Genomic DNA, 18,531 nt, shown 5'->3' with positions numbered 1-18,531 from the left:
GCGCGGGTCTGGCGAGACGGTGTTGGGTGACCCCAAGCGAGGGGGCATCCAAGGTCTCGTAGAACGACCAAGGGTTCCTCCCAGAGGCGGTTCCAGACAGCTCCCTTGACCTCGAGGCTCCGACTCTTCGAGGTTGTAGTCTGAGAGGTTCCTGCGGGCGACACCCTGCGCACCGAGCTCAAGGGCATGGCCTTCGAGCCGACCGAGCGGTTGCCAATCACCTTGACACGGCTACGCGATCACGGGTTTGCCTACCAGAAGCCTGACTCCGTGATGTACACCACGCCAGATGGCACGCGTGCACTCGGTGTGCTCGGCGTACGGGAGTTGGTCATCGGCGTTGAAGACACGGCGACTGCACTCGTGCAATGGCGGCAGTTCCTCGAAACACCGGCGCAGGAGAAACACGGTGTATTGACGTTCCCTCGCGGGCCGGCGCTGCGATTCGTCGAGGCGCCCACCGGGGGCATCCTCGAGATGGCAGTACGCGTGAGGTCGCTCGAACACGCGGAACGAGTGCTGGTGGACAAGGGCATGCTCCGGAAGGATGGTGGACATGTGATGATCGCCGTGCCGAACGCCGGTGGACTTCGTGTTCGACTTGTGCAATGAGCCATAAGCACGCCAACCGCCACAGAAGCCCAGCGGGACGCGGAGTTCTGTGCGGCGATATATTGGCCGTAACATGGGTTTGCCAGTTGACCAGCGACTCGAGGCTCTACTTTCAGCGCAGATGATTTCTTCACTTGTGAATCGAACGAGCGCTGCGGTGCTCGCCGTCGCGGGCTTCCCGCTTCTCTTTGCCTCCGACGTGGTGCTCCCGCATCTCGTGCCGGGCCTGCCGGTCCACGCGAGCTGGCTCGGTCAGCTTCTCGCGGCCGCATGGCTCAGTGTTGCCTTCTACAACTGGAACACGCGCGACACGATACTCGGCGGCATCTATGGACGCCCCGCTGTACTGCTCAACCTTGGCGTCTACTTCATCAGTGCGCTCTCACTCATCAAGGGTGACGTCGGATCTCCGCTCGTTCGACTGGGGGCTATCCCGTGTGCTCTGCTCGCAGCGGTGTACGCCCTGCTGCTGCTGCGCGGTCCACTTGATCGACCCAAAGCATGAGCACGAATCGGCGGCCGATCATCGCGATGATCTTCCGCCACCCGCGCCGCTGTAGCCATCTTCCGGTGCCGGCCCTTCACGCTTCGTGCGGCATCGATCGCTCCACTCTCCCTTCGGCCGAATCCATGCGCCGCTCCGCCCGGCTCGTCCTGCCACTGCTGCTGCCCGTGGCAACGCTCACCGCTCAGCGCCCCACCACCCTCGCCGGCCGCTCGACCGTCTACGCCCCTCACGCCATGGTCGCGACCAGCCAACCGCTGGCGTCGGCTGCGGCGCTCGAAGTGCTGCGCACCGGTGGCAACGCTGTCGATGCGGCCGTTGCCGCTTCTGCGGTGCTCGGTGTGACGGAACCGCACATGACGGGCCTCGGCGGCGACATGTTCGCGATCGTGTGGCTCGCCAAGGAACAACGGCTGGTCGCCATCAACGCGAGCGGACGTGCGGGCTCACGCATGTTGCGCGACACCTTGATTGCCCGCGGCTTTCGCGCCGGCTCACAGCAGGGCGCGATGTCGGTAACCGTGCCGGGCGCACTGGCCGGCTGGGACACCCTGCTGCGCCGCCACGGCACGAGGACGCTGGCCCAGATGCTACAGCCCGCCATCGGCTACGCCCGCGATGGCTTCCCCGTCACGCCAATCATTGCCGCGCAGTGGGGCGAGCAGACCGAGCTCCTGGAACGCGATGCGGCGGCGACGGCGACTTACCTGCCGGGTGGCCGCGCACCGCGGGCTGGCGAATGGTTTCGCAACCCCGACCTGGCGCGCACCATGCAGGCCATCGCCGACAGCGGCGTCGCGCACTTCTACACGGGTACGCTGGGTCGCCGCATCGTGGACCACGTACAGCGACTCGGCGGCTTCATCACCGCCGAGGATATGCGCACCAACGCGCCGACCTGGATCACGCCCATCTCTGTACCCTTCCGCGGGTATCGCGTGTGGGAGCTGCCGCCCAACAATCAGGGAGTGGCCGCACTCGAGATGCTGCGCATCCTCGAGCCCTACGACTTGAAGGCGATGGGTCACAACTCGCCGGCCTACCTGCACCATCTGATCGAGGCCAAGAAGCTCGCCTACGCGGATCTCGATCGCTTCGTCGGCGACGCCGACCACCTGGAGCTCACGGCTGAACAGATGCTGAACGACACGTTCATCTCAGCGCGCCGGCAGCTGCTCAACCCGACGCGCGCGCAGGAACGTGTGGATCCCGGCCCGAGCCGGACGCGCAGCGAGACGGTGTATCTCGCCACGGCCGACGCCGAAGGCAACATGGTGTCGTTCATCAACTCCATCTACGACTACTTCGGCTCGGGCGTGGTGGTGCCGGGTACCGGGTTTGCGCTGCACAACCGTGGGGCAGGCTTCTCGCTCACGGAAGGGCTGCCCAATACGGTCGCGCCGGGCAAACGGCCCTTTCACACGCTGATTCCCGGCTTTGTCACCCAGACCGTGAACGGCCGCGAGCAGGCCTATATGAGCTTCGGGCTCATGGGTGGTGGCGTGCAGGCGCAGGGACACGTGCAAATGCTGCTGAATCACTTCGTGTTCGGGATGGACATCCAGGCGGCGATCGATGCGCCGCGGTTCCGGCACTACAACGGCTATCGTGTCGCACTTGAGGCGCCATTCACCGACGACGTGCGTGCCGCGCTGGAGGCGAAGGGGCATGTGCTGATCGAGCAGCCGCCCATTGCGTTTGGCGGAGCGCAGGCCATTCTCCGGCTGCCACGTGGCTACTCGGCAGGCAGCGACCCGCGCAAGGATGGACTGGCCATCGGCCACTAAGTTCTCTTCTCACTCTTCCCTGTTTCGCCATGCCGCACCCCGTCCATCTGACAACGCGCATTGCGCGACGCCTGTGCGCAGTCGGTGTCAGTGCGTTTGCGTTGATCTCCTGCGCCACCACCTCGCACACGTCATCCACTGGGATGGGCGCCGGAGCGACGGGCGCCGAGGCAGCGGCGACCATGCCGCGCCCGGCGGCTGCGAGAATCGGCAACGACATCCGGTGGTTTCGATCGTCGGCCGAGCAGCGCGCCGCGTTTCTTCAGGCGTACCGCGTCGCCGGTGAGCGGCTGGTGGCGCTCTCCGAAGGACGCAGCAGGGGCACGTGGGGCGTCATTCTCGACGCCGACGAAACGGTGCTCGACAACAGTCGCTACCAGCAGGAGCGCGCGCTCGTGGACTCCGGATATACCGAGGCGAGCTGGTCACGCTGGGTGGCGCGCCGCGAGGCTACGGCGCTCCCGGGCTCGCTCACGTTCATCCGCAATGTGCAGACACGCGGTGGACGCGTTGCGATCGTCACCAACCGCACAGCGGCGGAGTGCGACGACACACGCGCAAACCTGCGCGCGGAAGGTATCGAGGCCGATGTCGTGCTGTGCAAGGCGGAAACGAGCGACAAGAATCCGCGCTTCGCGCAGGTCGCCGCCGGAGTGAACGGGCTCCCACCGCTCGAGGTGATCATGTGGATCGGTGACAACATTCAGGACTTCCCCGGGATGGCGCAGGTGCCGATGCGCGCAGCGCCCGAGAGCGCGTACGCCGACTTCGGGCGGCGGTTTGTGCTGCTCCCCAACCCCATGTATGGGAGTTGGGAGCGCAATCCGCTACCGTAGCGTTCACAGCCACTCCAGGTCCACAGGAGATCACATGTCCGAATCCATTGCCCGCCGCATCGTCGTCGCCAGCTTCACGACGCCGACCGGCGCCGAGAGCGCCCGCGATCTTCTGAAGGGTGCCGCCGTTGGTCTTGGTAACGTCGCCGTGGTCACGCGAAAGCCGAGCGGCGAGGTAGCGTTCAGCGAAACAGAGGACTGGGGCGTGGGGAAGAGCGCGCTGATCGGGGCGATTGCCGGTCTTCTGCTTCCCGGCGTCGGTACCATCACCTTGGCTGCCGGCGGCGCGATTGCTGCCTACTTCATCGATCTGGGCTTCCCCGACGCATTGCTGCGACAGTTGGGAGAAGGGCTCGCGCCCGACACGTCCATGCTCATTGCGCTGGTGGCTGACGCCGACATTGAACGCGCGACGAGCGTGATTGCCATGAGCCACGGCAGCGTGATCGGTTCGACCACGGAGAGCGACCTGACAGCAGCGATCACGAAGATGCGCGGCTAGAGCGGCCGCTCCGGGACTACTCTGACACAGGCACAAGATGATTCAGGATCTCAAGGGTAGGACCGCCGTCGTTACCGGCGGCAGCAAGGGCATCGGCTACGCAATCGCCGCTTCGCTGGCGGCCGCCGGCTGCAACGTGAGCATTTCCTCGCGCCATGCGAGCGAGGTCGAGCGCGCGGCGCGTGAACTGTCGGAGCGTGGTGCGGGTACCGTGGAAGGCATCGTGTGTGATGTCCGCAACCGCGACGATGTGCGACGCATGATCGATCGCACGGTCGAGCGATTTGGCGGGCTGCAAATCCTCGTCAACAACGCCGGCGTCGGGAGATTCGCGCCCATGAGCGAGCTCACGCCGGAGGATTGGGACCAAGTCATTCGAACCAACCTTGACGGCGTGTACTTCTGTTGCCACGCCGCGATTCCGCATCTCCGGAACAACGACGACAGTTGGATCATCAACATCGCTTCGCTCGCCGGCAAGAACCCGTTGCCGGGTGGCGCAGCGTACAACGCATCCAAGTTCGGACTCGTCGGCTTCAGCGAGGCGCTGATGCTCGACGTGCGACAGTACGGCATCCGCGTGAACTACATCATGCCGGGCAGTGTGGCCACGCATTTCAATGATCACACGCCGAGCGACGCCGATGCGTGGAAAATCCAGCCGGAGGACATCGCGGAGCTCGTGATGGGGCTCGTGCGGTTTCCGTCGAGGTCGCTACCGTCGCGCATCGAGATCCGGCCGACCAAGCCGCCGCGGCGGTAGGGCGGCACGGCAGGACCGTGCCCCGAGCGGCCCTACCACGCCACAACTCCACAATATCTCCGAACTATATCCGGCAAAAACGATGACTGCGTCCAGATCACGTACCACCTGCCTGCTACTCACCGCCCCGGCGCTGTTCGTGCTCGCATCGACGGCACGCGGCCAGGTCACCGCGGAACTGCACACAGCCTCGCGGCCCCAAATTGTCAGGCCTGAGGATGGCGAGCGGCGTATTCTGCCAGATGGTCGCGCGATTCGCCTCAAAGTCGGGCCTGCGGCGACCGGGGCAGGTTACCTGTTCGTTGGCGCCGAGGAACTGCCGCCTGGGAGTCGCGTGCCGCGTCATCGACACGAGTTGGACGAGGAGGTGCTCATTGTTCAGCAGGGAGAGGTGACGTTTCTGTTGAACGATACGGCTCATGTGGCGCCAGCCGGCAGCGTCGTATACCTGCCGCCGCGGAACTGGATCACTGTGGAAAACCGGAGCAATGCGCCGGCGCGGATCATGTTCGTATTTCCACGTGGTGCCGTGGAGCGGTGTTTTCAGTTCATTGGTCGTTCGGTGGCCGACAGCGCAGCGGCCCGCGCGCCTGTCCAAACACCCGCTGCGGCGGCGGAAGAACGACACAGCTGCCAGATGACCTACCGGAGTCCATGATCCTCATCGCGATGACTGGCAGCTCGCCGTGAGAGTGGAATCGACGTGCGCCGGCAGGTGACGCCGTTCGCTCCGTGGGTCGTGCTGGATACGTTGCGCCTTGAGCAGCGTCCGTTCAAAGAAGCCGCACGCCGAACTCCCTCTGCAGCGCCCGTCGCCCATCATTGCTGAGGCGCAACGCCCGTGTGCCGGGCATTCGCACAAACCAGCCGCGCTCGAGCACCAGCGCAAGCAGCGCGCTGCCCAGCGCACCCGCCACGTGATGGCGTCGCTCACTCCAGTCGAGACACATGCGCGCAAAGTGACGGCGCCGCGCCGTGGCTTGCTCTGCAATTGCGTCGGTATCGATCCCGAGCGCGGCGAAGCGGTCACGTCCCGCTGCGGTGACACGATAGCCGAGGCCTTCTTCCATGAGCGCACGATTGTCCAGCAGCGCGCTGGTGATCGCCACACCGGCCTGTCCGGCCAGATGATCGTAACAGCTGCGCGCAAGTCGCATGGCGCCCGTGGGTCCGACCTGGCGCGCTGATGGCTGCGTTGTGCCCCCGACGACAGCCATGGTCTCAAGCAACTCTGCGACGCCCGGATGAATCAGGCGCAGATAGCGGTGACGTCCCGTCTGCTCCACGCCAAGCCATCCCGCTTCCACGAGACGCGCCAGATGTTCGCTGGCGGTGGATGGGCGAATGCCGGCAATGCGTGCGAGGTCGCCGGCGGGAAGACGGCGACCATCCATGAGCGCCCACAGCATGGCCACGCGTGAGGGATCGGCGAGCAGCTCGGCGGTGGGGACCACCGCGGCGTCAGGTTGTGGCACCGAACGGCGCGATCTCGGCATACGACCAAAGATCGCCGGCAAATGCTTCGGCGGCTACCGAAATGATCACGTGCCATACTGGCCGCATGACCATTACCTGCTTCATCCGATACGAGATCGACCCGTTTCAGCGGGACGCCTTTCGCCGCTACGCCGAAGCGTGGGGCCACATCATTCCTCGACTGGGCGGCGCCCTGCTGGGATACTTTCTCCCCCACGAGGGAACCAACAACGTGGCCTGGGGCCTGATCGGCTTCGAGAGTCTCGCCGAGTACGAGGCCTACCGCACACGTCTCAAGGCAGATCCCGAGGGACGGGCAAACTTTGCCATGGCGCAGGAGCTACGCTTCATCCTGAAGGAGGAGCGCAGCTTTGTGGAGTTCGTCCCAGGCACGCGGCGTCTCTCATGATTGCGGTGCTCTTCGAGGTGTGGCCGGCAGAGGGGCGCCGGTCAGAGTACCTCGATCTGGCGGCTGAGCTCAAGCCGCTGCTGCACGCGGTGGACGGGTTCGTCGCGGTGGAGCGATTTGAGAGCCTCGCCGAGCCGGGCAAGCTGTTGTCACTGAGCGTGTTTCGCGACGAAGTGGCGGTGCAGGCCTGGCGCAGTATCGCCGAGCACCGGGTGGCGCAGATGCGTGGCCGGTCGGGCATTTTTCGAGACTACCGACTGCGTGTGTCGCATGTCGTGCGCGACTACGGGCTGCACGAGCGGGACGAGGCCCCAAGTGACAGTCGTCGGGCCCACGAGTGATTGCCCCACCTTATGCGTTTGGTCCGCGAAACCCCGCCGCATGCGGCCTCGTAGTCGGCGTACCATGCGCTCGCCGTGCGCGAGAGCCCCCGCGCATCCCACCGCCGGAATTGCCCATGTCACTCAGAATTCTCCGCTGCCATTCGCGTGGCGCGCGCCTGGCCTTGCTCAGCGGTGCGGCGCTCGTCAGCCCATTCGGCCTGCTGCGTTCACAATCCGTTGAGCCCTCGGCGGCTCTGGACAGTGTCATTCGGCAACACATGGCGTCTGCGAACATCATGGGGGTCGCCGCGGCGGTGATAGTGAACAAGCAGGTCGTGTGGTCGCGCGGCTTTGGTTACGCCGACATCGCGCGAACCCGACCGTTCACACCCGCCACCATCATGAACGTCGGCTCCATTGCCAAGACGTTCACCGGGGTGGCCATGATGCGCGCGGTGCAGGAGGGCAAGTTGTCGCTCGACGAGGACATCAACCGCTACCTGCCATTTCGCGTCGAGAATCCCCAACGCCCGGGTGCCGTCATTACGCTGCGCCATCTCGCCACGCATACTTCGAGCATAACCGACCGCTGGGCTGTGTACTCGCGAACGTATCATTACGGCGGGGATGCGCCCGAACCGCTGGATCGATTCCTCACGCAATATTTCACGCCGAACGGCGCGTACTACGCCCGGGACAACTTTCTTGCCGCCAAGCCCGGGCAGTTGCGCGAGTACTCCAACATTGGCGCCGCGCTGGCCGGATACATTGTGGAGCGTGCCGTGGGGGAGCCACTCAATCGCTATACGCGCCGGCACATCTTCACGCCGCTTGGCATGACGACGAGTGGCTGGTTTCTGTCTGAAGTGGACACGACGCGGCATTCCACGCTCTTCGTATCCCAGAACGGTCACGTCATTCCGATCCCTCCATATGGTGGCACCACGTATCCGGATGGCGGGGTGCGGACTTCGGTGGCGGAACTGTCACGCTTCTTTGTGGCGCTGCTCGACACCGGGGCGTATCAGGGGGTGCGCATTCTGGACGCCAAACATGCCGCGGAAATGGTACGCTTTCAGTTCAACGATACCAACCGTCCCGAGAACTTTCCCGCTGTCGACGGTAACTCCGGCCTCTTCTGGCGTACCAAGTTTGGCGGGCGACGTGTCGGCCACGGTGGAAACGATCCCGGGCTGCAGACGGAGATGCTGGCGGATCCCAGCGGCCGTTTCGGCGTGGTGCTCTTTGTGAACACGTCCGTGAGCGGGGAAGATGGGCGCGCAGTGGCGGGCATTCTGGATGCGGTGTGGAAGGACGCGGAGGCGCGTGCGTCATTGGGAGCCGCTGGGCAGCGCGAGCGCTAGCGTTCAACACTCTTGGTCAATCATGTCCATTACTGTTGAATACCCGGATCCCGTGGTGACGAGCTTCCTGTCGCGTGTTCGGTTGCTGGCAGCGGAACCGGACGAGCCGAGTTGGGCGGAGCGACGTCGCAGGGTTTTTCAGGCCGATGGGTGGAAACGCCGCGTCATCGGACTTGTGGCGCTCGCCCTCAATGCCACCCTTCTGGATTTCATTGTCGCCCAACATACCTGGTTGGTAGGGTCGCGTAAGGCGTGGATTGCGTATCGCGCGCTCTTTAGTGATCTGAGGCGGGCCGGCTGGGGCCGGGAGCGTCTTGCTCCGATTGCCCAGGGTCTGTACGCCGTTCGCAATCGCCGAGGTAGCGCGAAGGTTGTCCGGCTGTACGACCTGACCATGCAGTCGCGCATTCCCCGTCAGAGCATAGGCTGGATCGAGTAAGGTTCTGTCCATTGCCGCCTCAAAGTACATATTGGAGAGATGAACGCGAATTCACCGAATCTTACGGAGCTTCTGCGAGCAGCCCAGGCTGGAGATCAGACTGCCGCCGATTCGGCATCCAGGATGGTGTACCACGAACTTCGCACGCTTGCGGCCGGCTTCATCGGACGAGAGCGCGACGACCACACCTTGCAGCCAACGGCCTTGGTGCACGAGGCGTACCTTCGGCTGCTTGGACAGGAAGTCCCATGGCGTAATCGTTCGCATTTCTTCGGCATTGCTGCCCAGATGATGCGACGCATTCTGGTGGACCATGCGCGCCGTAGCTCGGCTGCCCGGCGGGATCGTGCGAAGATGGTCCCGTTGGCTGAGGCCGACGTCCTGCCCGCTGACGCGATCCAGGATGTGCTTGATGTACACGAGGCTCTGAGTCGGCTCGAACAGATGGACCCTCGTCAGGCGCGTGTCGTGGAGCTCAAGTTCTTCGTGGGCCTGTCGCTTGATGAGATTGCGGACGTCCTCGGCATATCGCCAGCCACGGTAAGCCGCGAATGGATGCTTGCCCGACGATGGCTGCATCGTGAGATCTCGGAGCGCTGAGCGCCAGGCACCGGCGACGCTGAACCGAGCAAGGCAGTGGGCGTGAGGGAGAATGCCTCCTGAATGCGCGTTCTAGGGATGACCGACACCGCACAAGGCTTTCACCCATGATGCCTGACGCACGCTCTGCGGCGAATTCCGCACCAGCCCCACATCGCGCTCCAGAGCTCACTCCTGAAGAGTGGGCGCCACTCAAGGCGGTCTGGGAACGTTGCGCCACGCCAACAGATCCCGATGCCGTGTCGCGACTGGACACGGGCGATCTCTCACCGGCTGCTCTTCGCGTCCTGCAGGACCTCCTCGCGCTGGATTCTACGGTTGGTGAACGATTCGAGCGCCCGGCCCATGAGCGCCTTGGGTTGATGTCAGCCGGCAACGCCGAAGATTTGACGCTCCCGACCATGGTCGGACGCCGACTCGGTCCATATCGTGTCCTCGACTTGGTCGGGCGGGGCGGGATGGGCGCTGTGTACGAGGCGGAGCGGGCCGACCTTGTCTACCGGCAGCGCGTTGCGATCAAGACCCTGTGGCGCGGCGCTGACAGTGCGGTCCTCCTGCAGCGGTTTCGCTCCGAGCGGCAGATCCTCGCTGCGCTGCAACACCCCAACATTGCGCAGCTGCTCGACGGCGGAAGCACCGACGAGGGGACACCGTGGCTGGCCATGGAATTCGTGGAAGGTACACCGATCGATGAATGGTGTGATGCACGGACACTCGACATTCCGGCGCGACTCGACCTTTTTCGCGATGTGTGCGCTGCTGTGCAGCATGCGCATCAACGTCTCGTCGTCCATCGTGATCTCAAGCCGTCGAACATTCTCGTTTCGCCCGAGGGTGTGGTAAAGCTGCTGGACTTCGGCGTCGCAAAACTGATCGCACCCAACGACGAGGTCAGTACCTTGACCAATGCTGGACTGTCTCCGCTTACGGCGGCCTATGCAGCACCGGAACAGCTTGACGAGGTTCCGCCCTCCACTGCGACAGACATCTTTGCACTGGGTGCCATCCTCACCTGCCTGTTGGCCGGTGAACCGCCACGGGATGTGGCCGGACTTTCCGCCGCCGACCGCCTGCTGGCGATTCGCGAGCGGCCACTCCGCCAGCCGAGTGCAATCGCAGCGCTTGCGTCAATGCCGAGAGTCTCCGCTCGTCGCTACTCCGCCCGCGGCAAGCTGGCAGCGGCGTTGCGCGGTGATCTGGACGCGATTGCCGGGAAGGCGCTCCATCGCGAGCCGGCGCGCCGATACGCGAGCGCCGAGGCACTGAGTGATGACGTGCGACGCTATCTGCGCCGCGAGCGGGTCCTCGCACGACCAGACAGCACAGGCTATCGTGTCTGGTCGTTCGTCCGTCGCCAGCGCGTGCTCACGACGGCGGTCTTGGGTGTCCTGGCGTCCGTCACCGTTTCTGGTGGCGTGGCGTGGAGGCAGGCACGCGTCGCGAAGGCGGAAGCGCTGCGCGCGGAGCGAGCCGCAGCCTTCCTCTCGGGACTCGTGACCGGTACCGACGCCACTTCGTATGACCCACTCGTGCGACTGGCCCCGAACGGTACCGTTTCGCAGCTACTCGACAGTGCGCTTTCCCGCATTCCACGGGAGCTCTCCGATGATGATCGAACTCGGGCTCGGCTCTACACGGCCATCGGTGCCAGTCTGGTAGGTCAGGGCCGCCCACTTTCTGCCTTGGCCGTGCTGGATTCGGCACAACGCCTGGCGGTTCAGGCCTATGGCATCACGAGTATCGCGTTCGCGCGCGCCAGACTGGAACATGCCGCTGTGCAGCTTGACCTCGGCGGCCCCGCCGCCACTACCGGGGCTCTACGCGAGGTCGAGGCGGTAGCCGCAGCGCACCCAAGTGACCGTGAGCTGGCGGCGCGTATCGCCCTCTTTCGTTCGTCGCGCGCCATGCAACTGGGACGGGTGCGAGAAGCCGATTCGCTCGCTCTTGCCGTTCTCTCGAGTGAGCGTGGTGGCGCCCGCAGCATTCTCTCGCTTCGCGCGGAAGCGATGCGCCTATACGCATCAAGCTGGATACGGCGGGATCCACGGGACTACCTGCGTCGTGCTCGCGCGGTGCAAGCCTTGGCCGACTCGCTGGACTTGGACGTGACCAACGAAACCACGTCAGCACGAAACGCCGAGTTCGAGTCCCTCTTGGTCCTCGGACGTGCAGATGAGGCACGTGCGGTGCTCCCGCGGCTACGGGCGAGCATGGGGACTCGCAGTGATACGACCGCGGTCAATCGTGCGTGGACCGGCTATCAGCGCATATACCTCGCTACCGTATTGTCCGATACGATGAGCCGGCGGGTTGCGGCAAAGGAGTTGCACACGCTGCTGCGCTCGGATCCGCCGCTTGGCATCACCCTGTGGTTGCTTGCAACCGGCGCCATAGTGAACGAAGCGTTGACACGAAAGGACACAGCGGCCGCTCTCGACGTAGCGCGGCGTGCTGTCGCCCGGGTCGTGCCAACCGCGTCTCCGCTGTTTGCTACGTTCGCCATGTGGCACCTCGCCCAAGCCGAGACAGCGGCCGGAAATCCGGCGAGGGCACTCGCGGCAGTGGCGGAGGGGCAACGATGGCTGGCGGAAGCGCCTGATCTCGCCAGCATGCAGCCGGTCCTGGGTGAGGTAGAGCTCAAGGCGCTCGTTGCGCTCGGCCGAACGGTGCAGGCTGAACAGGTTCGGGCCCGTCTACCCAAGCCCGGCAGTATCCCACCGTGCACGGCCGGCGGAAGCTGGAAAGGGTGCCCGGATCAACTGCCGTGAGGGAATTGGCGCTCCGCTCACGCGTGAGAGAGAGCGGATCCATACCCCTTACCCCTGGACGGAGATTCATCACATGCTGCAAAAGTCTGTAGGCTTCCCTGCGCTACTTGTTGGAACCGGGTGTCTCTTGTGGGCGACATCCATAGCCAATGCTCAAGTGATCTATTCCGAGAACTTCAGTGGCGGGTTGCCGAGCAACGCGGCTTACCCACTCGGCGCCCCGATGTTTGGCACGACGGTGACGCCCACGGTTGGCAATGTGTACCTGCTACCCGCCAACCCTCCAGCATTCGGGACCACGAACTCACTGGGACTTTGGGCATCCAGCGCTGTTGGCGATGCAACAGCTCGCAGCTCTGCCACCTTGGGCCTGCTTGGCGGCTGGGAATACACAGTGAGTTTCGACATGAAGTCGAACGGTCTCGGGCAGCCGCATACGGGCGGATCGTGGTCGCTGCTGATGGCGCTTGGTGCGGGGACACAGCTGTTCGGTGGCACCGGCGAGACAGATTGGCTGTCGCAGAGCTTCATCTACACACCGACTGAGAACGAAGCGAACGCCATCTTCAGCTTCACGGCATCAAGCGTTGGCACGGGAATTCGATCGACGCCGGTCCTGCTGGACAATCTGCTCATCACCGCCCGGCAACTGCCGTCGCCACCCCCGAGCACGGTGCCCGAGCCGTCTTCACTTTCGCTGATGGCCCTCGGCCTTGCGGGCGCAGTGCTAGTCGGAGCACGGCGTCGCATCGCCTGAGACACTTCGGGCCACGATCGTGCGCGTTTGACACCAATGCCAATTGACGCCGGGCTGCTGTGCGCATCGGCAGCAGCCCGGTTCGCGTATACCCACACGCAATGAGACTCGCGAACGCGTGACGCCCGGGTTATGGTGTGTCGTGAACTACCTCTGACCAAAGCCCTGACTGGCGAGAGTCCCGTGGATCGAGTTGTAGAGCCTCAGCCCTATTCCCGGATAGTGAGTCGTGGCGAGATCTTCTGGGTCGCCGCCGACGAGTCCAAGGGGGCCGTGCCGGGGGTCGCTCACCCGCATGTGATTGTCCAGGAGGATGTCTTCAATCACTCCCGCATCAGCACGGTCATTGTGTGTGCGCTCAGCACCAACCTCCACAAGGCGACCGAACCGGGCAATGTCCTGCTGGATCCGGGAGAAGGGGGCCTCGAGCGACAGAGCGTTGTCGTGGCTTCCCAGATCTCCTGCATCTACAAGGCACGATTGGGTTCGCACATCGGCTCGCTGTCGCAGGCACGCGTGGATCAGGTGATCGCCGGTCTGCGCTTTGTGCAGGAATCGTTTCAGAGGCGAGGCTGACGTAGCCGGAGCGCGTGGGCCGAAGGTACCCGGGTGGCTACCGGCTCATGCCCGTTCACACAAGACATCATGAATCCAGTCATCATCCGCCCAGCCGAACGTCGTGATCTCGTCGCGATCGGCCGCCTCGCCGCGTTGCTCGTGGACACCCATCACGCCCTCGATCCGCAGCGTTTCATCGCCCCGACGCCCGACACGCCCAAAGGCTACGCGCAGTACCTCGGTTCGCAGCTTCGTCGTGCTGACAGTGTGCTGCTGGTGGCTGAGGACGAGGGGGTTGTCGGGTATGCCTGGGCACGGATGGAGGGTATGGACTGGATGACCCTGCGCGGACCAGCCGGCGTGCTCAACGACATCGTGGTGGATCCGATGGCGCGAGGGCGCGGCATCGGTCGCCAACTACTGGGCGCGATCATCGCCGAACTGACCACTCGCGGCGCCCCACGCGTGGTGCTGTCCACGGCCGCGCGGAACGAGGCGGCCCAACGACTCTTCCTGTCGGCGGGGTTCCGGCCAACAATGGTGGAGATGACGCGGGAGGGCTGATTGGCGCTCGCTCGGCCGAGCGACAGGGTTGGCACACTGTCGTCGCTCTACATGGCGTGCGTCACGATCACAGTCCCCCGTTTCCGCCCGGTATCAACCCGCGCATGCGCGGCGGCAACTTCGCTGAACGGGAAGCGGGAGTCGATGAGCGGCGTGAAACGTCCGTCCACCGCCATGTCCACCAAGGTCTGCAGGTCGTCCACCCGCTCAGCTGTCGGGCCGGCCACCACCCGATGTGCTGAGGTGATGTTCACCCACGGGGCACGCAGCATCTCGGGTAGCGTGGCCAGCACCAGCAGCAGACGTCCCCGTGCTGCCAGGACCGGGCGCACGCGGCTATACGGTGCGTTGCCCACGGTATCGGCAATGATGTCGTACTGCTGGCCGCCTGCAGCGAAGTCGACGCGTGTGTAGTCAATCGTGCGGGCAGCGCCGAGCTGCTGCATGGCTTCTGTATTGGCGCTGCTGCACACGGCCGTAACCTCCGCACCGGCCTGGACGGCGATCTGCACCATGGCTGAGCCCACGGTTCCCGATGCGCCGTTGATCAGCACACGGTCTCCCGCGCGCAGTACACCACGCCGAAAGAAGTCGAGTGCCGTGGTGCCGCCAAATGGGAGTGCCGCTGCTGTTTCATACGACAGTGCAGATGGTTTGTGTACCATCACACCATCCGCGCGTACGCGGCAGTACTCCGCGTGCGCGCCCAGCTTGGCGCCCGTGAACGCGACCACCGCGTCTCCCACGGTGAACGTGTGAACGCCAGCACCAACCTCCACGACGTCACCAGCCAGTTCGCTGCCAAGCACTGGCTGACGTGGTGCGTTCATGCCGAATGCCAGTCGCCCGGCAGCACCAAACCCGTGCGGCATACTCAGGCTGCGAATTCGCCAATCGGCCGACGTTACCGTCGCAGCACGCACCCGAATGAGGACATCATTCGCACCGGGCACCGGTTTGGGACATTCCTCCAGCCTGACCACGCTGGGCGGCCCGTATTGTCGATAGACCGCCGCCTTCATGAGTGATGTCATGGTGTCGATGTTGAGGGACGACGTCCCCAGCCCAATGTGGTGGTCACGCCAATGCGAATGGCAAAGAGGCTTGCCGTCGAGCGCTTGATGTCAAAGCCGAGCAAGCCATCGGGTTGGTCCGTCAGTCCGCCCTTGATGAGATACCTTCGTTCACCGTGGTGTTCGTAGCTCACACCTGCATCGATGGTGGCGCGGCGATGCACGGGCAACTGTAGTCCGATACCACCACTCAATACCACGCCCCCGTCACCAAAGTTTTCGTCGGCGGCGACGAAGTCCGGAACGAGGCCGCCTCCCAGCCCGCTGACGGTGGCGAAGCGACTCACGCCAACCAGCCCGTAGCCAAAGGTCCGGACTTTCCCGACTGGTACAGTGAACTGCGGCCCGAGCGCCATTGAGAAGATGCCGTTGGCCGTGGTGAGGTTGACGGCCACACGACAGTGAGGCGCCGTTCCGACGCAACTGCGCTGGCTTTCGTGTCCGTAGTTGAGCCATCCCGCCTGCATGCGCAAAGAAGTCAGGCCATGGCGGTCGAGCCGAAGCAAGACGTGCGCCTGTCCTCCCGCTGCGTTCTTCACCCGCTGCTTGAAGGCACCAACGGGCTGGCCAATGTCGGCCGCGAAGCCGACGTGCCAGCGAGGCGGGCTCAGGGTGGTCGAATCGGTGACGGGCGAGCTCACCTGCCCCGCGGCAGGGGATGCCAAAGTGGTCAGCCCGGCGAGGGCGGAAAGAAGACGACGCATGGGGAGTCCGGGGGCTGCGAGAAGAACTTACAGTGTACATAGAAGCGTACGCTGTAAGTATGGCGAGGTCAAGCTGTTTCGTCCGTTCCGCGCGCTTGCCTTACGCTGTCAGCACCGGTAGTGTCTCCCGCATGCCCTCCTCACGCCGCGCGCCATTGAGTCGCGACCGCATTCTGCGTGCCGCCATCAAGCTTGCCGACCGGCACGGCCTCGAGGCCCTTTCCATGCGCAAGCTGGCCACGACGCTCAAGGTCGAGGCCATGTCGCTCTACAATCACGTGGCGAACAAGGACGAGTTGCTCGACGGCATGGTCGATGTGGTGATCGGCGAAATCATGCGGCCCACGCCCGGCAGTGACTGGAAGGCCGCCATGCGCGCCCGCGCGCATTCGGCACTGGCGGTCATGACGGCCCATCCCTGGGCTCCCATGCTGGTGGTGTCGCGTATCAGCGTCGGCCCCAACATGCTCGCGTACCTCGATGCCACGCTGGGCACGCTGCGTGAGGCGGGCTTCTCATGGCACGAAACGGACCGGGCGTGGAATGCCATGGACAACTACACCTATGGTTTCGCGCTGCAGCAGCAGAACTTCCCTGTGAACCCCGATGAATACGCGTCGGCTGCCGCTGCCTATCTGCCCATGCTGCCGGCCAGTCTGTACCCGTACATGCATGAGATCACCGTGCGCGTAGCCGACGGTTCACATGATGGCACCCTCGACTTTGCCTTCGGACTTGAGCTGATCCTTGACGGACTCGAACGTGTCCGTGGCGCGCGACCGTAGCTCAACGGAACCAGAAATGAACACTCTCACTGTAGGAGCGGCGCAGGCCGACATGCGCCGTGGGTATCTGTCCGGCGCACCAGGTGTGCTGGTCTCTGGCCTGGTCTGGCTTGCGGCAGGCCTCGTGACGGCCCTGGTGTCCGACAAGATTGGTGTGCTGACCCTCCTGATGGGCGGCGCCGCCATTCACCCGATTGGCGTGGGTATTGCCAAGTTGTTCGGGGCTTCGGGCACGCACGAATCCGGGAATCCGCTCGGCACACTCGCAGCAGAGACCACATTCTGGCTTCTCGCCGGGTGCGCCATTGCCTACGGTGTTCATGTACTCCGAGTCGAATGGTTCTTCCCGGTCATGCTGCTGGTCATCGGCGGGCGCTACGTGACCTTCCAGACCGTCTATGGACTACGTGCGTACTGGATATGCGGAGCGCTGCTGTGCACGGCAGGTCTTGTCCTGGCGCTGACGCGCGCGCCATCCGTTGTTGGTGCGCTCAGCGGCGCAGCCATCGAGCTCGTCTTCGCCGGCATGCTGTTTGTGCAGTCAAGGCGCCGTGCGTCCTGACTTTACTCGTACTGAATGCGAGCGACTGCAGACAGCGTCGCGGTGTCTGCTTGTAGCCTGCGCCACACTGGGATTGCTCCATGGTCGCGCCCAGGCACAGCAGACGGCCTCGGCGGACGCGGTCACCACCGTGGATTCGCTGATTCGCGTCGAGATGAGCACCCGGCACCTGCCAGGGCTGGCGCTGGCCGTTGTGCGAGATGGGCAGATTATTCTCGCGCGGGGCTACGGCTTTGCCGACATCGAGCGCGGTGTCCCGGTCACTGCCGAGACACGCTTTCAGGCTGCATCAATCACCAAGTCGTTTACGGCGCTGGCCACCATGCAACTCGTCGAGCAGGGTCGGGTGGCAATGGATGCCCAAGTGGGTCGCTACCTGCCGCAGCTCCCCAAGGCGTGGCATGCCGTGACTGTGCGGCAGCTGCTGGCGCATACATCGGGTATACCGAGCATCTCAGCGTTCGAGCGACCACCATGCCCAACTGCCAAGTCGCAGGCAGACTACGTGTTGGGTGATGTGCTCGCCGAGGTAGCGTGTCTGCCCTTGGAGTTTCCGCCGGGCGAACGCTGGGAGTACGGCGACACCAACTACTACTTGCTTGGGCTACTCATTGCCGCGGTCAGCGGCATGTCGTACGAGGCGTTTCTTGCCCAGGGCATTCTCACTCCCCTTGGCATGACAGCCACGCGCCTGCAGCGGCGCACGCCCGAAGCCGATGTGGCACGAGGTTACCGGTGGCAGTCCGGTCGATACGAGGCAGCGCCGTCGCTCGATCCGATTGTAGATGAGGCCAACGGGGCGCTCGTGTCGACTGTGCACGACCTGGCTCGTTTGGACGCGGCGCTCTACGGCGAGCAGTTGTTGCCACAACGTACGCTGGCCACGATGTGGACGCCGGCCGAAACACGCGAGGGCCTGGCGCCCTACGGACTGGGCTTCGGACTGACGCCGTTCCGTGGCAAGCGCCGCGTGGGCCACACGGGTGGCGCACCGGGAAGCAGCACGGCCATCAGCCGCTTTCCGGACGAGCGGCTTACGGTCATTCTGCTGTCCAATGGTGAGCAGCCGCCCGGCAAGGTGCTCGAACTCGCGCACGCCGTCGCCGCGCTGTACCTGAAGCCATGAGCATAGCGGCGCGCACAC

22 protein-coding genes are annotated in these 18,531 nt (G+C 64.3%); 19 read left to right on the top strand and 3 right to left on the bottom strand.

Annotation, left to right across the window (positions count from 1 at the left end; all coding sequences use genetic code 11):
* The first annotated feature begins 186 nt into the window (after positions 1-186).
* The 7 genes from B2747_RS04130 (at position 187) to B2747_RS04100 (ending at position 5,663) form a co-directional block, all read left to right on the top strand.
* Positions 187-612, top strand: coding sequence for a hypothetical protein (locus tag B2747_RS04130; RefSeq protein WP_291157145.1), 426 nt, complete (start codon positions 187-189; stop codon positions 610-612).
* A 121-nt stretch (positions 613-733) separates the two neighbouring features.
* The gene (locus B2747_RS04125) at positions 734-1,117 is read left to right on the top strand and encodes a hypothetical protein (RefSeq protein WP_291157143.1); all 384 of its coding nucleotides are present in this window, start codon (positions 734-736) and stop codon (positions 1,115-1,117) included.
* A gap of 125 nt (positions 1,118-1,242) precedes the next feature.
* A complete protein-coding gene (gene ggt, locus B2747_RS04120) occupies positions 1,243-2,904 on the top strand; it encodes a gamma-glutamyltransferase (protein WP_291157141.1) in 1,662 nt (553 codons plus the stop codon).
* A gap of 29 nt (positions 2,905-2,933) precedes the next feature.
* The gene (locus B2747_RS04115; protein WP_291157139.1) at positions 2,934-3,740 is read left to right on the top strand and encodes a 5'-nucleotidase, lipoprotein e(P4) family; all 807 of its coding nucleotides are present in this window, start codon (positions 2,934-2,936) and stop codon (positions 3,738-3,740) included.
* 34 nt (positions 3,741-3,774) lie between these two features.
* Positions 3,775-4,242, top strand: a complete 468-nt coding sequence (locus tag B2747_RS04110) for a DUF1269 domain-containing protein (protein WP_291157138.1) — start codon at positions 3,775-3,777, stop codon at positions 4,240-4,242.
* Between the two features lie 37 nt (positions 4,243-4,279).
* The gene (locus B2747_RS04105) at positions 4,280-5,005 is read left to right on the top strand and encodes an SDR family oxidoreductase (protein ID WP_291157136.1); all 726 of its coding nucleotides are present in this window, start codon (positions 4,280-4,282) and stop codon (positions 5,003-5,005) included.
* Between the two features lie 139 nt (positions 5,006-5,144).
* On the top strand, positions 5,145-5,663 hold the full coding sequence (locus B2747_RS04100; protein WP_291157135.1) for a cupin domain-containing protein: 519 nt from the start codon (positions 5,145-5,147) through the stop codon (positions 5,661-5,663).
* A gap of 115 nt (positions 5,664-5,778) precedes the next feature.
* Here the strand turns inward: B2747_RS04100 and B2747_RS04095 are convergent, their stop codons facing one another.
* Positions 5,779-6,501, bottom strand: coding sequence for an ArsR/SmtB family transcription factor (locus B2747_RS04095; RefSeq protein WP_291157134.1), 723 nt, complete (start codon positions 6,499-6,501; stop codon positions 5,779-5,781).
* 65 nt (positions 6,502-6,566) lie between these two features.
* Here B2747_RS04095 and B2747_RS04090 point away from each other — a divergent pair, with 65 nt between their 5' ends.
* The 9 genes from B2747_RS04090 (at position 6,567) to B2747_RS04050 (ending at position 14,263) form a co-directional block, all read left to right on the top strand.
* On the top strand, positions 6,567-6,890 hold the full coding sequence (locus B2747_RS04090; RefSeq protein WP_291157133.1) for an NIPSNAP family protein: 324 nt from the start codon (positions 6,567-6,569) through the stop codon (positions 6,888-6,890).
* Positions 6,887-7,231, top strand: coding sequence for an antibiotic biosynthesis monooxygenase family protein (locus tag B2747_RS04085; RefSeq protein WP_291157132.1), 345 nt, complete (start codon positions 6,887-6,889; stop codon positions 7,229-7,231). Before B2747_RS04090 ends, B2747_RS04085 begins: the two co-directional genes overlap by 4 nt.
* A gap of 116 nt (positions 7,232-7,347) precedes the next feature.
* Complete coding sequence (locus B2747_RS04080; protein WP_291157131.1) at positions 7,348-8,577, top strand: serine hydrolase domain-containing protein; 1,230 nt, start codon at positions 7,348-7,350, stop codon at positions 8,575-8,577.
* A gap of 22 nt (positions 8,578-8,599) precedes the next feature.
* A complete protein-coding gene (locus B2747_RS04075; RefSeq protein ID WP_291157130.1) occupies positions 8,600-9,016 on the top strand; it encodes a hypothetical protein in 417 nt (138 codons plus the stop codon).
* A 39-nt stretch (positions 9,017-9,055) separates the two neighbouring features.
* Positions 9,056-9,616, top strand: a complete 561-nt coding sequence (locus B2747_RS04070) for an ECF-type sigma factor (protein WP_291157129.1) — start codon at positions 9,056-9,058, stop codon at positions 9,614-9,616.
* A 107-nt stretch (positions 9,617-9,723) separates the two neighbouring features.
* Positions 9,724-12,384: a serine/threonine protein kinase gene (locus B2747_RS04065; RefSeq protein ID WP_291157127.1), complete on the top strand. Its 2,661-nt coding sequence runs from the start codon at positions 9,724-9,726 to the stop codon at positions 12,382-12,384.
* Between the two features lie 73 nt (positions 12,385-12,457).
* Entirely contained in the window at positions 12,458-13,141 is a 684-nt protein-coding gene (locus B2747_RS04060) for a PEP-CTERM sorting domain-containing protein (RefSeq protein ID WP_291157125.1), read from the top strand.
* Between the two features lie 222 nt (positions 13,142-13,363).
* A complete protein-coding gene (locus B2747_RS04055) occupies positions 13,364-13,717 on the top strand; it encodes a type II toxin-antitoxin system PemK/MazF family toxin (RefSeq protein ID WP_291157123.1) in 354 nt (117 codons plus the stop codon).
* A 69-nt stretch (positions 13,718-13,786) separates the two neighbouring features.
* Positions 13,787-14,263, top strand: a complete 477-nt coding sequence (locus B2747_RS04050) for a GNAT family N-acetyltransferase (protein WP_291157122.1) — start codon at positions 13,787-13,789, stop codon at positions 14,261-14,263.
* Between the two features lie 47 nt (positions 14,264-14,310).
* Here the strand turns inward: B2747_RS04050 and B2747_RS04045 are convergent, their stop codons facing one another.
* Both B2747_RS04045 and B2747_RS04040 read right to left on the bottom strand, forming a co-directional pair.
* Positions 14,311-15,297 carry an NAD(P)-dependent alcohol dehydrogenase gene (locus B2747_RS04045; RefSeq protein ID WP_291157121.1) on the bottom strand — a complete coding sequence of 329 codons (987 nt, stop codon included), beginning with the start codon at positions 15,295-15,297 and terminating at the stop codon, positions 14,311-14,313.
* On the bottom strand, positions 15,294-16,040 hold the full coding sequence (locus B2747_RS04040; protein WP_291157120.1) for a hypothetical protein: 747 nt from the start codon (positions 16,038-16,040) through the stop codon (positions 15,294-15,296). The genes B2747_RS04045 and B2747_RS04040 overlap by 4 nt, the downstream gene beginning before the upstream one ends.
* 131 nt (positions 16,041-16,171) lie before the next feature.
* Here B2747_RS04040 and B2747_RS04035 point away from each other — a divergent pair, with 131 nt between their 5' ends.
* From B2747_RS04035 to B2747_RS04025, 3 genes are all read left to right on the top strand, one after another.
* Positions 16,172-16,825, top strand: a complete 654-nt coding sequence (locus tag B2747_RS04035) for a TetR/AcrR family transcriptional regulator (protein WP_291157119.1) — start codon at positions 16,172-16,174, stop codon at positions 16,823-16,825.
* 16 nt (positions 16,826-16,841) lie between these two features.
* A complete protein-coding gene (locus B2747_RS04030; protein WP_291157118.1) occupies positions 16,842-17,387 on the top strand; it encodes a DUF7010 family protein in 546 nt (181 codons plus the stop codon).
* Positions 17,388-17,460: 73 nt separating this feature from the next.
* A complete protein-coding gene (locus tag B2747_RS04025) occupies positions 17,461-18,513 on the top strand; it encodes a serine hydrolase domain-containing protein (RefSeq protein WP_291157117.1) in 1,053 nt (350 codons plus the stop codon).
* Positions 18,514-18,531 lie beyond the last annotated feature (18 nt).

The organism is Gemmatimonas sp. UBA7669 (assembly GCF_002483225.1).
Classification (GTDB): Bacteria; Gemmatimonadota; Gemmatimonadetes; order Gemmatimonadales; family Gemmatimonadaceae; genus Gemmatimonas.
The sequence above is the reverse complement of the archived record's forward strand: the minus strand, read 5'-3'. Positions and strand labels throughout refer to the sequence as shown.